The sequence below is a fragment of the Marinobacterium sp. xm-g-48 genome (assembly GCF_013282925.1).
In the GTDB taxonomy this organism is placed as follows: Bacteria; Pseudomonadota; Gammaproteobacteria; order Pseudomonadales; family Balneatricaceae; genus Marinobacterium_E.
Map to the genome: position 1 here is coordinate 530,819 of NZ_WBYQ01000001.1, position 14,444 is coordinate 545,262.

Annotated in this window: 19 protein-coding genes; 10 read left to right on the plus strand and 9 right to left on the minus strand. The window is 47.2% G+C overall.

Features of this window, described 5'->3' with window-relative positions:
* Positions 1–7: 7 nt before the first annotated feature.
* The 7 genes from hpf to XMG48_RS02740 are packed head-to-tail and all read right to left on the minus strand — an operon-like array spanning position 8 to position 5,202.
* Positions 8–298, minus strand: coding sequence for a ribosome hibernation-promoting factor, HPF/YfiA family (gene hpf / locus XMG48_RS02710; RefSeq protein ID WP_173480514.1), 291 nt, complete (start codon positions 296–298; stop codon positions 8–10).
* Between the two features lie 52 nt (positions 299–350).
* A complete protein-coding gene (locus XMG48_RS02715) occupies positions 351–1,850 on the minus strand; it encodes an RNA polymerase factor sigma-54 (protein WP_173480515.1) in 1,500 nt (499 codons plus the stop codon).
* A gap of 30 nt (positions 1,851–1,880) precedes the next feature.
* Entirely contained in the window at positions 1,881–2,606 is a 726-nt protein-coding gene (lptB, locus tag XMG48_RS02720; RefSeq protein WP_173480516.1) for an LPS export ABC transporter ATP-binding protein, read from the minus strand.
* Between the two features lie 2 nt (positions 2,607–2,608).
* Positions 2,609–3,118 carry a lipopolysaccharide transport periplasmic protein LptA gene (lptA, locus tag XMG48_RS02725; RefSeq protein ID WP_173480517.1) on the minus strand — a complete coding sequence of 170 codons (510 nt, stop codon included), beginning with the start codon at positions 3,116–3,118 and terminating at the stop codon, positions 2,609–2,611.
* A complete protein-coding gene (gene lptC / locus XMG48_RS02730) occupies positions 3,093–3,683 on the minus strand; it encodes an LPS export ABC transporter periplasmic protein LptC (protein ID WP_173480518.1) in 591 nt (196 codons plus the stop codon). The genes lptA and lptC overlap by 26 nt, the downstream gene beginning before the upstream one ends.
* Positions 3,680–4,216, minus strand: a complete 537-nt coding sequence (locus XMG48_RS02735) for an HAD family hydrolase (protein ID WP_173480519.1) — start codon at positions 4,214–4,216, stop codon at positions 3,680–3,682. The genes lptC and XMG48_RS02735 overlap by 4 nt, the downstream gene beginning before the upstream one ends.
* Positions 4,216–5,202, minus strand: coding sequence for a KpsF/GutQ family sugar-phosphate isomerase (locus tag XMG48_RS02740; RefSeq protein WP_173480520.1), 987 nt, complete (start codon positions 5,200–5,202; stop codon positions 4,216–4,218). Before XMG48_RS02740 ends, XMG48_RS02735 begins: the two co-directional genes overlap by 1 nt.
* Before the next feature lie 181 nt (positions 5,203–5,383).
* Here XMG48_RS02740 and XMG48_RS02745 point away from each other — a divergent pair, with 181 nt between their 5' ends.
* The 9 genes from XMG48_RS02745 (at position 5,384) to hisD (ending at position 11,901) form a co-directional block, all read left to right on the plus strand.
* Complete coding sequence (locus XMG48_RS02745) at positions 5,384–6,196, plus strand: ATP-binding cassette domain-containing protein (protein ID WP_173480521.1); 813 nt, start codon at positions 5,384–5,386, stop codon at positions 6,194–6,196.
* Positions 6,193–6,975 (plus strand): lipid asymmetry maintenance ABC transporter permease subunit MlaE, encoded by a 783-nt coding sequence (gene mlaE, locus XMG48_RS02750; RefSeq protein ID WP_173480522.1) that lies wholly within the window; start codon positions 6,193–6,195, stop codon positions 6,973–6,975. The genes XMG48_RS02745 and mlaE overlap by 4 nt, the downstream gene beginning before the upstream one ends.
* Positions 6,975–7,433 carry an outer membrane lipid asymmetry maintenance protein MlaD gene (mlaD, locus tag XMG48_RS02755; RefSeq protein WP_173480523.1) on the plus strand — a complete coding sequence of 153 codons (459 nt, stop codon included), beginning with the start codon at positions 6,975–6,977 and terminating at the stop codon, positions 7,431–7,433. The genes mlaE and mlaD overlap by 1 nt, the downstream gene beginning before the upstream one ends.
* 1 nt (position 7,434) lies before the next feature.
* Positions 7,435–8,055 (plus strand): phospholipid-binding protein MlaC, encoded by a 621-nt coding sequence (locus XMG48_RS02760; protein WP_173480524.1) that lies wholly within the window; start codon positions 7,435–7,437, stop codon positions 8,053–8,055.
* A complete protein-coding gene (locus XMG48_RS02765) occupies positions 8,055–8,300 on the plus strand; it encodes a lipid asymmetry maintenance protein MlaB (protein ID WP_173480525.1) in 246 nt (81 codons plus the stop codon). Before XMG48_RS02760 ends, XMG48_RS02765 begins: the two co-directional genes overlap by 1 nt.
* A 106-nt stretch (positions 8,301–8,406) precedes the next feature.
* Complete coding sequence (locus tag XMG48_RS02770) at positions 8,407–8,646, plus strand: BolA family protein (RefSeq protein ID WP_173480526.1); 240 nt, start codon at positions 8,407–8,409, stop codon at positions 8,644–8,646.
* Between the two features lie 21 nt (positions 8,647–8,667).
* Positions 8,668–9,930: a UDP-N-acetylglucosamine 1-carboxyvinyltransferase gene (murA, locus tag XMG48_RS02775; RefSeq protein WP_173480527.1), complete on the plus strand. Its 1,263-nt coding sequence runs from the start codon at positions 8,668–8,670 to the stop codon at positions 9,928–9,930.
* 14 nt (positions 9,931–9,944) lie between these two features.
* Positions 9,945–10,589, plus strand: coding sequence for an ATP phosphoribosyltransferase (gene hisG, locus XMG48_RS02780; protein ID WP_173480528.1), 645 nt, complete (start codon positions 9,945–9,947; stop codon positions 10,587–10,589).
* A 1-nt stretch (position 10,590) separates the two neighbouring features.
* On the plus strand, positions 10,591–11,901 hold the full coding sequence (hisD, locus tag XMG48_RS02785; RefSeq protein WP_173480529.1) for a histidinol dehydrogenase: 1,311 nt from the start codon (positions 10,591–10,593) through the stop codon (positions 11,899–11,901).
* Between the two features lie 20 nt (positions 11,902–11,921).
* On the opposite strand, the gene XMG48_RS02790 is transcribed toward hisD, so the two are convergent.
* On the minus strand, positions 11,922–13,010 hold the full coding sequence (locus XMG48_RS02790) for a S1C family serine protease (protein ID WP_173480530.1): 1,089 nt from the start codon (positions 13,008–13,010) through the stop codon (positions 11,922–11,924).
* A 95-nt stretch (positions 13,011–13,105) separates the two neighbouring features.
* Between XMG48_RS02790 and XMG48_RS02795 the strand changes: the two genes are divergently transcribed.
* Positions 13,106–13,867, plus strand: coding sequence for a Nif3-like dinuclear metal center hexameric protein (locus XMG48_RS02795; RefSeq protein ID WP_173480531.1), 762 nt, complete (start codon positions 13,106–13,108; stop codon positions 13,865–13,867).
* A 34-nt stretch (positions 13,868–13,901) separates the two neighbouring features.
* On the opposite strand, the gene XMG48_RS02800 is transcribed toward XMG48_RS02795, so the two are convergent.
* A complete protein-coding gene (locus XMG48_RS02800) occupies positions 13,902–14,402 on the minus strand; it encodes a ZapG family protein (protein ID WP_173480532.1) in 501 nt (166 codons plus the stop codon).
* Positions 14,403–14,444: the final 42 nt, after the last annotated feature.

The following is a 14,444-nucleotide window of genomic DNA, read 5'->3' on the forward strand; positions in this document are numbered from 1 at the left end:
CGTTCGTTTATTTGTGAGATTTCATTTTTTCTTTATGCTTGATGATTTGGCGATCAAGCTTATCCACTAAGCCATCAATCGCTGCATACATGTCATCATGCTCATCAGAAGCGACCACTTGGCCACCGGCTAAGTGAACATCAGCCTCGGCTTTTTTACCCTGCTTTTCGACACTGAGAGTAACTTGTACATTCTGAATGTTGTCGAAGTGACGTTCTAGCTTATCGAACTTGTTACGTACGTATTCACTTAGAGCTTCAGTCAGGTCCACGTGATGACCAGTAATATTTATCTGCATATGACTTCTCCTCGTCTTAGGCGGAGTGAAAAAATGAGGCCGCCCACCTCAATTAAACCAAACGCTTTCTCTCATTTGAAGGTGGAATGTTGAGAACTTCGCGATATTTAGCAATGGTTCGTCTTGCAACATTCACCCCCTCTTCATCTAGTAGTGTAGCAAGCTTACTGTCACTTAGTGGCTTGCGAGGGTCTTCTTCTGAAATTAATTTTTTAATGATTGCTCGAATCGCAGTTGATGATGCACCACTGCCGTCACTGGTAGCCACCTGACTCGAAAAGAAATATTTCAATTCAAAGACACCGCGCGGGGTGTGCATGTATTTTCGAGTTGTAACACGGGAGATGGTGGATTCATGTAGATCAACGGCTTCAGCAATGTCGTGAAGAATAAGAGGCTTCATCGCCTGTTCACCCTGTTCAAGAAAACCGATCTGTCTGGAAACGATCTCCGTTGAGACCTTTAAGAGGGTCTCGTTGCGGCTTTGTAAACTCTTTATGAACCAGCGTGCATCCTGGAGATGGTCTTTTAAAAATTGGTTCTCCGCGGAGTTGTCTGCACGTTTAATCATGCCTGAGTAGACATCATTGATACGTAGTTCAGGGACTACGTCGTTATTGAGAGTGAGTGTCCACTCCCCCGCGCGTTTACGCACGATCACGTCCGGTACGATGTAATCAGTATCACCCAGATCTAACGAGTCCCCTGGTGTTGGGTTAAGTGATTGAATTAACCTAACCACCTCTGACAGTTGCTCCTCTTTGAGCCTCATACGGCGCATCAAAGATTTAAAGTCTCGACTGCCCAACAGATTTAAATAGTCGGTCGCTAGGCGCAGAGATTCGGCTCGCCAAGGGGTCTCTATGGGTAGCTGTCTTAACTGGATTTTCAAACACTCTGCAAGATCACGGGCACCGACACCGGGTGGGTCAAACTGTTGAATACGGTGAAGTACTGACTCTACCTCATCCATTTCCACTTCAAAAAAGAGTTCAGGTAGCTCCTCTTGGCAGCTGAGAAGAATGTCCTGCAGATCGGTGATCAGATAGCCACGATCATCGATAGAGTCAATAATCATCTCAGCAATGTATCGATCAACATCGCTGAAATTAACCAGATTCAGTTGCCAGTTAAGGTGGTCTTGGATGGTTTCAACCGCAGCGTCATTATCACCTGGCATCCAATCATCATCACGATTGGAATTTGAAGAGCTTTGGTAAGTATCGTCCCATTGACTGTCGGTTGAAAGCTGTTCAGGGATGTCATCAGTAGACCAGCTATCTTCCGGCTGAGACGATTCGAACGTCTCTTCGATCTCTGAATTAGATTGGGTCTCATCTGAGGTTGATGACTCTTTTTGCTCAATGCTTTGAGAGTTCTCTTCACTCTGATCTTCTTCATCGGCTACCTCCAGTAGTGGGTTACTATCGAGTGCCTCTTGAATCTCTGTCTGTAGCTCTAAGGAGGAGAGTTGCAGCAATTTGATCGCTTGCTGCAATTGTGGGGTCATGGACAGGTTCTGTCCGACTTTGAGCTGTAAAGAGTGCTTCATTAAAATGATAATTACTTAAAAGTGTGAGAGTTACAAGCGAAAATCATTGCCCAGATAAGCCTCTTTAACGGCTTGATTCATCATGATCTGCTCAGGCTCACCCTCTGCAAGAATGTTACCCTCACTAACGATGTAAGCCCGTTCGCAAATGTCGAGAGTCTCTCTGACATTGTGATCGGTTATCAGGACGCCAATACCTCGATCTTTAAGGTGCCTGATGGTCTGTTTGATGTCGCTTACAGAGATGGGGTCTACACCAGCAAAAGGCTCGTCCAGTAGGATGAAGTCAGGGTCGTTTGCTAGGGCTCTTGCAATCTCAACTCGGCGTCTCTCACCCCCAGATAGGACCATCCCTTTGGACTCTTTGATGTGAGTGATATGGAACTCTTCTAGTAGAGATTGAGCTTTCTCGTGTTGTTGATCTTTGGTCAGGTCTTTTCTCTGCTCCAGTATGGCCATCAGGTTATCGTAGACACTCAGCTTTCTGAATACAGAGGCCTCTTGCGGAAGATAGCCTAAGCCGCGTTTTGCGCGCTCATGAATAGGCATTCTAGTGACGTCGTCGCCATTGAGACGAATGTTGCCTCGATCCGCTCTGACCAGACCTACAATCATATAGAAGCAGGTTGTCTTACCCGCACCGTTGGGCCCAAGCAATCCGATAATCTCACCAGGCTCAACAGTGACGGACACATCTTGAATAACAGAGCGTCCTTTGTAGCTTTTGGCTAGGTGAAGGGCTTCGAGTGAACTCATGGTTAATTATCTTTTTTAGGCTGAAGAACCATTTTGACACGCTGGCTTCCGCTCTCACTGCTAAAGGCTTTTACTTTAGAGTTCGCCATGTCGTAATTAATTTTGGCGCCAGTGAACTCGTCACCACCCTGAGTCACTCTGGCGTTCCCCGTAATTAACAGCAGTTGAGAGCTTACTGTGTAATCTAGAGTTGAGCCCGTTGCATAGGTAATCTCTTGGTCCAGTTGAGGGCGTTGTTCGAAGTAGGCTGGAGCACCTTTTGAGATAATCTGATTGATGGCGTCATCATTACCACGTAACAGATCGACGGTTTCACCTTTAAGCACCATTGATCCCTGGGTGATGATGACGTTGCCTGTGTATCGAGTGACTCCTTTGGCCTCATCAATATTAGCTGAGTCTGCCTCTACGTAGATGGGTTCGTCTCGATCGGTTGGCAGCGCTAAAGCTGATCCACTAAGAACAACTGTAAAGGCTAGAAATAGGTTACTGGTCAGTGCTCGAAGCGACATAGGCCCCCCTCACGGTTGAATGAAGATCTAAGGTGTTTAATTCCGTATTCAGTGTCATGCCAACCCCTTTGGTTGAACCCTGGTTGTTCAGAAATTCGACGGCTACATCACTGGTCGCCAGATTCTGTTCTGGAAAGTAGCTCAACTGCTCTGTGAAGAGTGCAGTGTCTTTCTCAGAATCTGGATTATGGTGAAGCTCTACACTGCCTTCAAGGTCTAGTTGACTGTTGTCGTCAGCAAAAAAGCCCAGATCAGCATTGATGGTGTGTTCAGTCGTGCCATCTTGGCGATAGCCTACTGAGAAAGGTGTTGTTAACTTCATCTGTTCTGAGTTAACTAAATGCTCTGCTCGCGGAGTGTGGGTGACAGAGCTTAGATTGCCCGCTTCAGACCAACGAGTAAGAGTGGCGTCTATTACAAAAAAATCAATTCTGTTCGGGTTCTCTTTTAGGAGTACGCCCTCTTCAATATCGCCTTGATTCAATAACAGTGTGAAGATCAAAAAAAGAGCAATCAACGTCGACGCAATGGCTAATCGAATTTTCGCTCTGAGATTAGTGATCACTTAAATCGCTCCAACGCGTTGTCTAGCGTACCTTGGCAAGCCATGATCAATTCACACAGCTCACGTGCAGCTCCGCGACCGCCTGATTGAGTCGTAATATGATCAGCGTTCTCTTTTACGAGCCAGTGACCGTTCGGAACGGTGACCCCAAAGCGTGCGGCTATAATGGCAGATAGGTCAGGTAAGTCATCGCCGATATAGGCCGTGTTTGAAGCGTTAAAACCGGTGTTTTTCCAAAGCTCTTGAAGCGCGGTCAATTTATCTTCTCGGCCTTGCTGTATGTAATTGATGCCCAGTGACTCAGCGCGTTGGATGACTTGATTAGATTGTCTACCGGTAATGATGGCGGTTTTTACGCCGGATTCCGTTAACAGCTTTATGCCAAGGCCGTCCAGTATATTGAAGCTCTTAATCTCACTGCCATCGGCTAGGAAGCTAAGATTGCCCTCGGTCAGTATGCCATCAACATCCATCACCAGTAGTTGAATGGGTTTGATTAGTGCTATCTGTTCTTCTGTTGGATTGGGACGCATTAGATGACCCCTGCTTTTAACATATCATGCATGTTCAATGCCCCAGCAACTCTCCCTGTCTCATCTAAAGCAATGAGTGCATTAATTTTTTTATCTTGCATGATCTGTAAAGCTTCGGCGGCTAACATCTCAGGCGTCACCGTTGTGAAACTCTTTGTCATGACAGAGTCGATTGAGGCTTGATTCAGATTAACGCCCTGGTCAATGGCACGGCGGAGGTCCCCGTCGGTAAAAATGCCAAGAGGTTGGAGTTCTTCATCCACAACGGTTGTCATTCCCAGGCGTTTTTGGGTGATCTCCAAAAGCGCTTCTTGAATGGGAGTGCCTGGTGCAACTGAGGGAACTTCGTCTCCAGAGTGCATTAAATCACTCACTTTCAACAGCAGTCGACGACCCAGCGCACCGCCGGGGTGTGAAAAGGCAAAATCTTCTGCACTAAATCCTCTCGCCTCTAAAAGAGCCGTTGCGATCGCATCGCCAAGCACCAGTTGTGCGGTTGTACTGGAGGTGGGGGCAAGATTAAGTGGGCAAGCTTCGCGTTCGATAGGGGTCACAAGGCTGATATCAGCACTGGTTGCCAACGCTGAATGGGGTTTAGAGGTGATTGAAATGAGCGTAATCCCTTTGCGTTTAAGCAGAGGTAAAATAGTAACGACTTCGTTGGATTCACCTGAGTTGGATAGGGCAATGACAACATCTTCTTTCGTGAACATGCCCAGATCGCCATGACTCGCCTCGCCTGGGTGCACAAAAAACGCGGGTGTTCCGGTGCTTGCTAGAGTTGCTGCTATTTTGGTGCCAATGTGCCCTGATTTGCCCATGCCAGTCACGATGACACGCCCTTTGCAGTTCAAAAGAGAGTGACAAGCTTGGTTGAACGCCTCTCCAAGAGAGTCATTTAGGGCTTGTATAGCCTCTTGCTCAATCGAGATGGTCTGTTTGCCTGCGCTCACGTAATCGAATCGAGTGGTATTGGAGTCGGACAAGGGTCGAGATCCTTAAGTTCGCGTTAATACTGTTTAATTTACAGTATATTACTGTTTTTATAAGTGACTGTCCGGTAAAGAGTCTCGATATTTTTCTCTTAATCTAAAGGTCTGCTTGATAAGCTATGTTTTTAGACTAGAATTCTACCAATATTTTCTATTTATTCATCGATAGGCACTGATGGCTCAATTAAATGACACACATATCGAAGTGAGTAATCTCAGCTTTTGGCGTGGTGAACGAAAGATCTTTGATGATCTATCGTTAACCATTCCTCGCGGCAAGATCACAGCGATCATGGGGCCCTCAGGAACGGGAAAAACGACCCTTCTTAAATTGATTGGGGGACAGCTTACGCCTGATCAGGGCTCGATTAGAGTCGACGGTGACAATGTTCACTCTCTTTCACGTCGCCGTCTCTTCGAGTTACGGGCAAAAATGGGGATGCTGTTTCAAAGCGGTGCTCTATTTACGGATATGTCAGTAGCTGAAAATGTCGCCTTTCCTTTAAGAGTTCACACAGATTTACCCGAAAGCGTTGTTCGAGATCTGGTTTTGATGAAGTTGAATGCTGTCGGCTTGCGAGGTGCCAGTGAACTTAAGCCAGCTGAGTTATCAGGGGGTATGGCAAGGCGGGCTGCATTAGCTAGGGCAATAGCCCTTGATCCGGATTTCTTGATGTATGACGAGCCCTTTGCAGGACAGGATCCTATTGCCATGGGCGTTCTGATTAATTTGATTTCTCGTTTGAACAGGGCGCTTGGTCATACATCAGTCATAGTCTCGCACGATATCCAAGAGACCTTGAGCATTGCAGACTACGTCTATCTTATCTCTGATGGGAAGGTGCTGGCTCAAGGTGCACCTGATCAACTCAATGGTTCTGAAGATCCGCGCGTTGAACAGTTCATGAAAGGTCGACCTGATGGCCCCGTTCCTTTCCACTTTCCAGCTCCCTCTTTCAAAGATCAGTTGTTTGGTGGCTCACAATGATTCAGTTTCTGCAACAATTGGGCGCTAAAACTCTTAATCGCGTGGCTGCAGTGGGTCGTGCAGGGCAGTTATTGAGTCAATCTCTAATTGCCAAGCCAGCACCTGTGATGATGTTGCCGCTGTTGGTTCGCCAGCTCTATTTCATTGGTGTGCTATCGCTGGTCATTATCATCGTATCGGGTCTGTTTATCGGAATGGTACTCGGTTTGCAGGGCTACACTATTCTGGTGGATTACGGTTCAGAACAGGCTGTTGGTCAGATGGTGGCGCTGTCGCTGGTTCGTGAGTTGGCCCCTGTGGTTACTGCACTGCTATTTGCTGGACGAGCGGGTTCCGCGGTCACTGCTGAAATTGGTTTGATGAAGGCGACCGAGCAGTTAGCCAGTTATGAGATGATTGGTGTCGATCCCATGCGACGCATTATTGCTCCGCGTCTCTGGGCAGGTTTTATCAGTATGCCTTTACTGTCGATGATTTTTGCGATCGTAGGTATCTGGGGTGGATCTTTAGTCGCTGTTGACTGGCTAGGTATTTTTTCTGGAAGTTTCTGGGCCAATATGCAGGCTTCAGTCAGCTTCTCTGAAGATGTTTTAAATGGTGTAATCAAATCGTTGGTATTTGGTTTTGTAGTGATCTGGATAGCTGTTTTTCAGGGTAATGATTGTGTGCCAACGTCAGAAGGCATCTCGCAGGCGACCACTCGCACAGTTGTCTACTCTTCGCTGGCTATACTAGGGTTGGACTTTCTTCTAACCGCAATGATGTTTGGAGATTTTTAATGCGTTTTCGTGCCCTCGAAATCAGTGTTGGCGCACTTATCCTCGCCGGTATTTTGGCTCTTGTCGCTCTGGCAATAAATGTCAGCGGTTTAAACCTCTCTCAGAAGGGGACTGGCTACACCGTCTATGCTCGCTTTGACAATATTGGGGGGCTAACTGAGCGTGCAAAAGTCTCCATGAGCGGTGTTCAAATTGGTCAGGTTTCAGCTATTCGCATTGATCCTAAGCGCCTGATGGCCGAAGTGGAGATGCAGATCTTTGATGATGTTGACTACCTTAGCATTGATAGCTCAGCGCAAATTCTAACGGCAGGTCTTTTAGGGGAGAAGTACATCGGTATTACCCCTGGGTTTGAAGATGATCTTTTGGAAAATGGTATGACGATTGAAGATACGCAGTCAGCATTAGTGCTTGAAGAGATTGTAGGTAAGTTCCTGTTTAATAAGGTGAGTGAGTAACATGTTAGGTCGTTTTATTTTTCTGGCTACTCTCTTGATGGGGACGTTATCTCCTGCGCAGGCTAATTGGGACTCTGCCAGTCAGATCATGGAGACAGCGACTGCGGATATGCTCGCCTTGGTTAATGATGAGCGCCTTCGACAGCCAGAGAATGTTGATGAGTTGATGGGGGAGATCGATAAGCTGGTCGGTGAGTCGGTTGATTTTGAGTACATTGCGAAATCGATCATGGGTAAATATTACCGCCGCGCTAGTGACAAAGAGGTCGCTGATTTTGCGGTCGTTGTGAAAAGCACTCTGCTTAGAACTTATGCCAAAGCAGTCGTTGGGTTCAACTTTAAAGAGTTTGAAATCATCCCTCCAGTTGAGCAAAGCCCAGATCCCGACAAACAGATTGTCAACGTGAATGTCTCTGCGGAAGATGGAACGGTTTATTCTCTTCTTTACTACATGGTTTACAAAGATGACCGTTGGTTATTGGTCAATGTGGTTGTCGATGGTATTAATCTGAGAATTACCTTCCGTAACCAATTTGCTGGCTTGATGGAGCAGCATGGAAAAATTGCTAAAGTGATCGAGCAGTGGTCTGAAGCGATGTCTGATAAAGTGTCAGGTGCCTAATGGATCCGGTGTTTAAGATTCAAGGTGAGTTGACTCGTAACACCTACAACCAAGTTGTTGAACAGGTTTGCTCTGCTATTGCTGCAGGAGCAAGCGCGATCGATCTATCTAATGTAACGAAAGTCGATAGTTGTGCGGTCGCCTTGTGGGTAGAGATCAAACGAAATAACGCCAATATTGAGTGGGCCAATCTTCCAACTCAGATGGAGACCATTGCGGACCTAGTGGGCGTTGATATTCAATAATCTGTAGTGTTCGTTTTGAATGCATTTATAGGGCCTTGATAGATGATATCAGGGCCCTTTTTCGTTATTATACGCGGCTAAATTTAAGGATTATCTGGAGATTACTATGCACGCTGATGAAGTGAAGCAACTGGTTGAGAGTCAGCTTGAGGGTTGTACGGTCCATACGGCGGGCGAAGGCTGTGATTTTCAGGTAACGGTTGTTGGTGAAATGTTCTCCGGAATGAGTCCGGTTAAGAAGCAGCAAGCGGTATACGCTTGTTTGACTGATCAAATTGCATCAGGTGCTATCCATGCTGTTTCCATTAAAACGTTTACTCCAGATCAGTGGGAGTCACAGCAGTAATTAATCTGCTTAGGTAATCAGATGGATAAATTAATCATTGAAGGTGGCGCTCGTTTAGACGGCGAAGTGTGGATCTCTGGTGCAAAGAACTCTGCGCTACCGATTCTTGCTGCAACCCTAGTCGCCAGTGAGCCGGTCACTATATGCAATCTGCCGCATTTGCATGACATCACCACCATGCTTGAGCTGCTGCGTCGTATGGGCGTTGAGCTTACCGTGGGTGAGAAGATGAGTGTTGAGCTTGATCCCACTACGATCACCGAATTCACAGCACCTTATGAGTTGGTGAAAACTATGCGTGCTTCAATTCTCGTATTGGGCCCTCTGTTAGCGCGACATGGTCGTGCACAGGTTTCCCTGCCTGGTGGTTGTGCCATTGGTAGTCGTCCGGTCGATCTTCACCTGCGTGGATTGGAAGCGATGGGGGCTCAGATTGAAGTCATGGATGGCTACATTGATGCTCGTGTTGATGGCCGCTTAAAAGGGGCTACGGTCTTTTTTGATACTGTGACGGTAACCGGTACTGAAAACATCCTATCAGCTGCAGTTTTAGCTGAAGGTGAAACGATCATTGAAAACGCGGCACGTGAACCCGAAGTGGTCGATCTAGCCAACTGCCTTATCGCTATGGGCGCTAAAATTTCAGGTGCTGGTACAGATACGATTCGTGTTCAGGGTGTAGAGACTCTTAAAGGGTGTACTCACTCAGTTATGCCGGATCGCATTGAGACCGGTACTTACCTAGTCGCTGGCGCTATCACTTCTGGTCGAGTGCGTACCCGTAATACTCGCGGTGATATTCTTGAAGCGGTTTTGAAAAAGCTTGAAGAGGCTGGTGCCAAGATTACACAAGGTGATGACTGGATCGAGCTGGATATGGAGGGCCGCCGTCCGAAAGCGGTGAGCATTACAACCGCTCCATACCCAGCGTTTCCGACCGATATGCAAGCTCAGTTTGCAGCGCTTAACAGCATTGCTGATGGTGTGGGTCGCATCAAAGAGACTGTCTTTGAAAACCGCTTTATGCACATTCAAGAGATGATTCGTCTTGGAATGAAAGTAGTTATTGATGGTAATACCGCCACGATTGAAGGGGTCGAAAAACTTAAAGCGGCACCGGTTATGGCGACAGATCTACGAGCATCAGCAAGTCTTGTACTTACAGGGTTAGTTGCAGAGGGCGAGACTCCAGTGGAGCGCATCTACCACATTGACCGTGGATACGAGTGTATCGAAGAGAAGATGCAGTCCTTAGGCGCTAAAATTCGCCGTGTTCCTGCTTAATAATTGGATTAGTGATGAAAGAGCAATTAACCATAGCGTTGTCTAAAGGTCGAATTCTTGAAGAGACCCTACCGCTTTTTGCTGCAGCGGGCATAGAGCCGACTGAAGATATTTTTAAAAGCCGAAAGCTCATCTTTGATACTAATCACGAGAACATCAAGCTAGTGGTGATTCGTGCGACCGATGTTCCAACCTACGTTGAGTACGGTGGTGCTGACATGGGTGTTGCCGGGAAAGATGTTTTAATGGAGCACGGCGGGGCCGGACTCTACGAACCCTTAGATTTAGAGATCTCAACCTGCCAACTACGCGTAGCAGGAATGAAAGATGCTGAAGCGGTTGAAGGTCGCATGCGTGTCGCTACCAAGTTTGTCAACGTGACTCGTGAATACTTTGCCCGTCAAGGACGTCAGGTTGACATTATTAAGTTATACGGCGCGATGGAGTTGGCTCCTATCATGGGTTTGGCCGATCGTATTGTAGACATCGTCGATACCGGTAACACATTACGTGCCAATGGCTTAGAAGCGATGGATCACATTGCTGATATCAGCTCTCGTCTCGTAGTAGGGCAGCCCTCTATGAAGATGAAGTACGATCTGATTCAACCAATTCTTGATCAACTAACACAAGCGGTTATTGATAAACGTGGAAAGTAATATGACTTCTCAAGTTAAACGTCTAAAAAGTTCACAAGCCGATTTCGATCAGCAACTTGATGCGATGTTGGCTTGGGAGAGTGTCTCAGATAAAGCCGTCAATGAGCGTGTTGATGACATCATTGCGCAGGTTCGAGCTATGGGTGATGAGGCGGTAGTTGAGTTAACCAATCGTTTTGATCGCACGTCTGTATCTGAGATCTCTCAGTTAGAGATGTCAAAAGCTCGTTTGCAGCAGGCACTTGAGGCTATTTCGCCAGAACAGCGTAATGCACTTGAAGTGGCTGCTGATCGTGTGCGTTCATACCACGAACGACAGCTCTCTCACTCTTGGCAGTACGAAGAGGCTGACGGCACGTTGTTAGGCCAGAAAGTAACCCCTATGGATCGCGTAGGTATCTACGTTCCTGGTGGTAAGGCGGCATACCCCTCTTCAGTTTTGATGAACGCAATGCCTGCGAAAGTAGCCGGTGTTGAAGAGATTATCATGGTTGTGCCGACACCGGATGGTGTTATCAATGAGATGGTTTTAGCCGCCGCAGCGATTGCTGGCGTCGATCGTGTCTTTACAATCGGTGGCGCACAAGCCGTTGCTGCTCTCGCTTATGGAACACAGACAGTGCCTCGAGTCGATAAAATAGTTGGTCCAGGTAACATCTATGTTGCTACAGCTAAGCGTGCGGTCTTTGGTGCTGTTGGTATCGATATGATTGCAGGACCTTCGGAAATTCTTGTGATTTGCGATGGCAAAACGGACCCAGATTGGGTTGCGATGGATCTCTTCTCTCAAGCGGAGCATGATGAAGACGCTCAGCCTATTTTGATCGCAACCGATGCCGCTTACATTGATCGTGTTGAACAGAGTATTGCCAAATTACTGCCTACTCTTGAGCGTGAGCAGATTATTTCAGCATCTTTAGCAGATCGTGCTCTATTGATTGAAGTTGCTGATTTGGATGAAGCGGCTGCACTCTCTAATAGAATTGCGCCAGAGCACCTTGAACTCTCTGTTGAAGACCCTGTCGCCTTGACTGAGAAGATTAAGCACGCTGGTGCCATCTTTATGGGTCGCTATACGGCAGAGGCTCTAGGTGATTATTGTGCGGGTCCGAACCACGTTCTGCCTACTTCAGGTACTGCGCGATTCAGTTCACCATTGGGAGTCTACGATTTCCAGAAACGCTCTTCACTGATCATGTTCTCTGCTGAGGGTGCATCAGAGATGGGCAAGGTTGCTTCTGTTCTAGCGCGAGGAGAGGGGCTAACGGCTCACGCTCGCTCTGCTGAGTACCGAATTAAGGACAACACTTAACTTAGTCTCCAAGCTGATGGTTATCGGCTTGGAGGTCTCTCACTGGTTGTCACCTCAAGTACCAACTCTTTGTTGTCCCTAAAGATCTTCATCTCTGTTACATCACCCGGTTTAACGCGAGCAATCTGATTCATTGATGCGACTCCGGAACCTTTAACGGGTTCACCGTTGATCGCTAATAAAACGTCACCCGGTTGTAGGCCTGCCAGCTCCGCAGGACTATTGCGATAGATGCCGGTTAACAACAAACCTTTGATGTCTCGTCTCAGACCAGAGGCCTCCGCCTCATTTGGAAGCATCGGACGAGCTTCCACGCCTACCCAGCCGCGAATGACTCGGCCATAACGGACTAGATTGGATAGAACATCTATGACTTGTTCAGTTGGAATGGCAAAGCCAATGCCCTGTGAGCCACCTGACTTTGAAAAAATGGCAGTATTGATGCCAACCAGATCGCCGGTGGCCGTGATCAGTGCACCACCGGAGTTGCCTGGATTAATAGCAGCATCGGTCTGAATAAAGTCCTCGTAGGTATTCAGCCCTAAACTGTGTCTGTCCATGCCAGAGATAATTCCCTGGGTAACGGTTTGCCCAACACCGAAAGGGTTCCCGATGGCCAGCACAACATCACCGATCGCTACACTGCTGGTTGGAAGCAGTGTTATGCCGGGTAGATTCTCCAGGTTTACTTTTAACAGTGCCAAATCTGATTCTGGATCGGTGCCGACAATGGAAGCCACTGCCTCACGTCCATCAATTAACGAAACGATGATCTGTTCAGCAGCAGCTACAACGTGGTTATTGGTCATGACGAAACCATCTTTGCTGATAATAACGCCAGAACCTAAACTTTGAGGGAGTGAAATCTGGTTGTTCTCATTAGTCTCTAAAGCGCGTCCATAAATACTGACAACTGATGGCGCTGCCTTCTTCACGGCTTCAGAGTAGCTTGTAATCAATTGCGGCCCAGCTTGATCTGCGGGTGTGTTGATCAGCTTAATTTCGGTACTGTTAGAACCGCTGAGCTGTGGGAAGAATTGAACGATCAATACTGCCGCTAGAATGCCAGCCAGTGTTGGCCAAACCAAGGTGTTCAGATACTTGCCCATGTTAAATTGCTCTTACCAGCTTGTAATGATTACTGATTATAAGGCGATAGCGGGGTAAGATGTAACTTGAACACTATTTTTCTAAGAGGTATTCGGTGTCTGTCGCGTTGAAAGATCTTGTCAGTTACTGCAACGACTATTTATCCGTTGATCGGTTTAAAGACTACTGCCCCAATGGATTGCAAGTTGAGGGTAAGAGAAATGTCTCGAAAATTGTCAGTGGTGTTACAGCAAGCCAAGCGTTGATTGATGCGGCAATTGAAGCCGGTGCTGATCTTCTGTTGGTTCACCATGGTTACTTTTGGAAAGGGGAGTCCGAGCCATTAACCGGTATCAAAGGCAATCGCATTCGTACCCTGATGAAAAACGATATCAGCCTATTGGCTTATCATCTGCCTCTGGATGCGCATCCTGTAGTGGGAAACAATGCTCAGTTGGCTGAGATCATCGGCATGCAGATAGAAGATGGCATGGATCAGGGTAACCCGTTCAGCGTGGGAAATGTCGGGTCAATATCACAACCGATGAGTGCTCAAGCGTTTTCAGATTTAGTCTCCACAAAGCTGAGCCGTCAGGCTGAATTGGTGCTGGGTGACGATCGTTCTGTGCAACGCATTGCCTGGTGCACCGGATCGGCAGAACGCATGATAGAGCGTGCTGATCAGCTTGGGGCTGACCTTTTCATTAGTGGTGAGATCTCTGAGCCAGTGGTTCATTATGCCAGAGAAGCGGGTATTCACTACCTGTCAGCTGGACATCACGCGACGGAGCGTTACGGTGCAAAAGCGCTGGGAGAGCATTTGTCGAATGCTTTTGGTATCGAACATCAATTTATCGATATCGATAACCCCGCCTGATTTTGACTGGCTAATTAGCAATAAAAAAGAGCGCTTAGGCGCTCTTTTCGTCTCGGTTGTAAACCTTGGCGGGGTCCGCTGGGTTCTCAACAATTTCAGAGTGAAGTCCAAAGCTATCTGACAGTGTGCCAGGTTCATCTTCTCTCTTCGGAGCATAGTCTAGTGGCATTGATAGAGTCGGTGGCTCTGCTTGAGTGCTAGAAGCTGTAGACTTGTCTTCCAGTTGGCTGCCTGCACTGCTTTTTAGACTAGCAACCAGTTTTTCATCACGAACCAGTGTTTCAGCACTTTCGGCTAAATGCTGGTGCACTTTTTGGTATTGGTTGGTTAAGCCGTTCACAAGTTCAGCCGTCTTGCTGAAATGTTGGTTAACTTCATCACGGTAGCGCTCTAAATCAAGCTGAGCCTTCTCAAGATCGTTCGCAAGTTGTACTTCGCGTGAACCGTTACTGCCACTGCGGCCAAACAAGAAACCCAATAAAGTACCGATAATAAGCGCAGCGATTGCAATAACCCAAACAGTATTCTGATCCACGTTAACTCCTTTGTGTGACTCGAACTCTATCCGATAAGAATA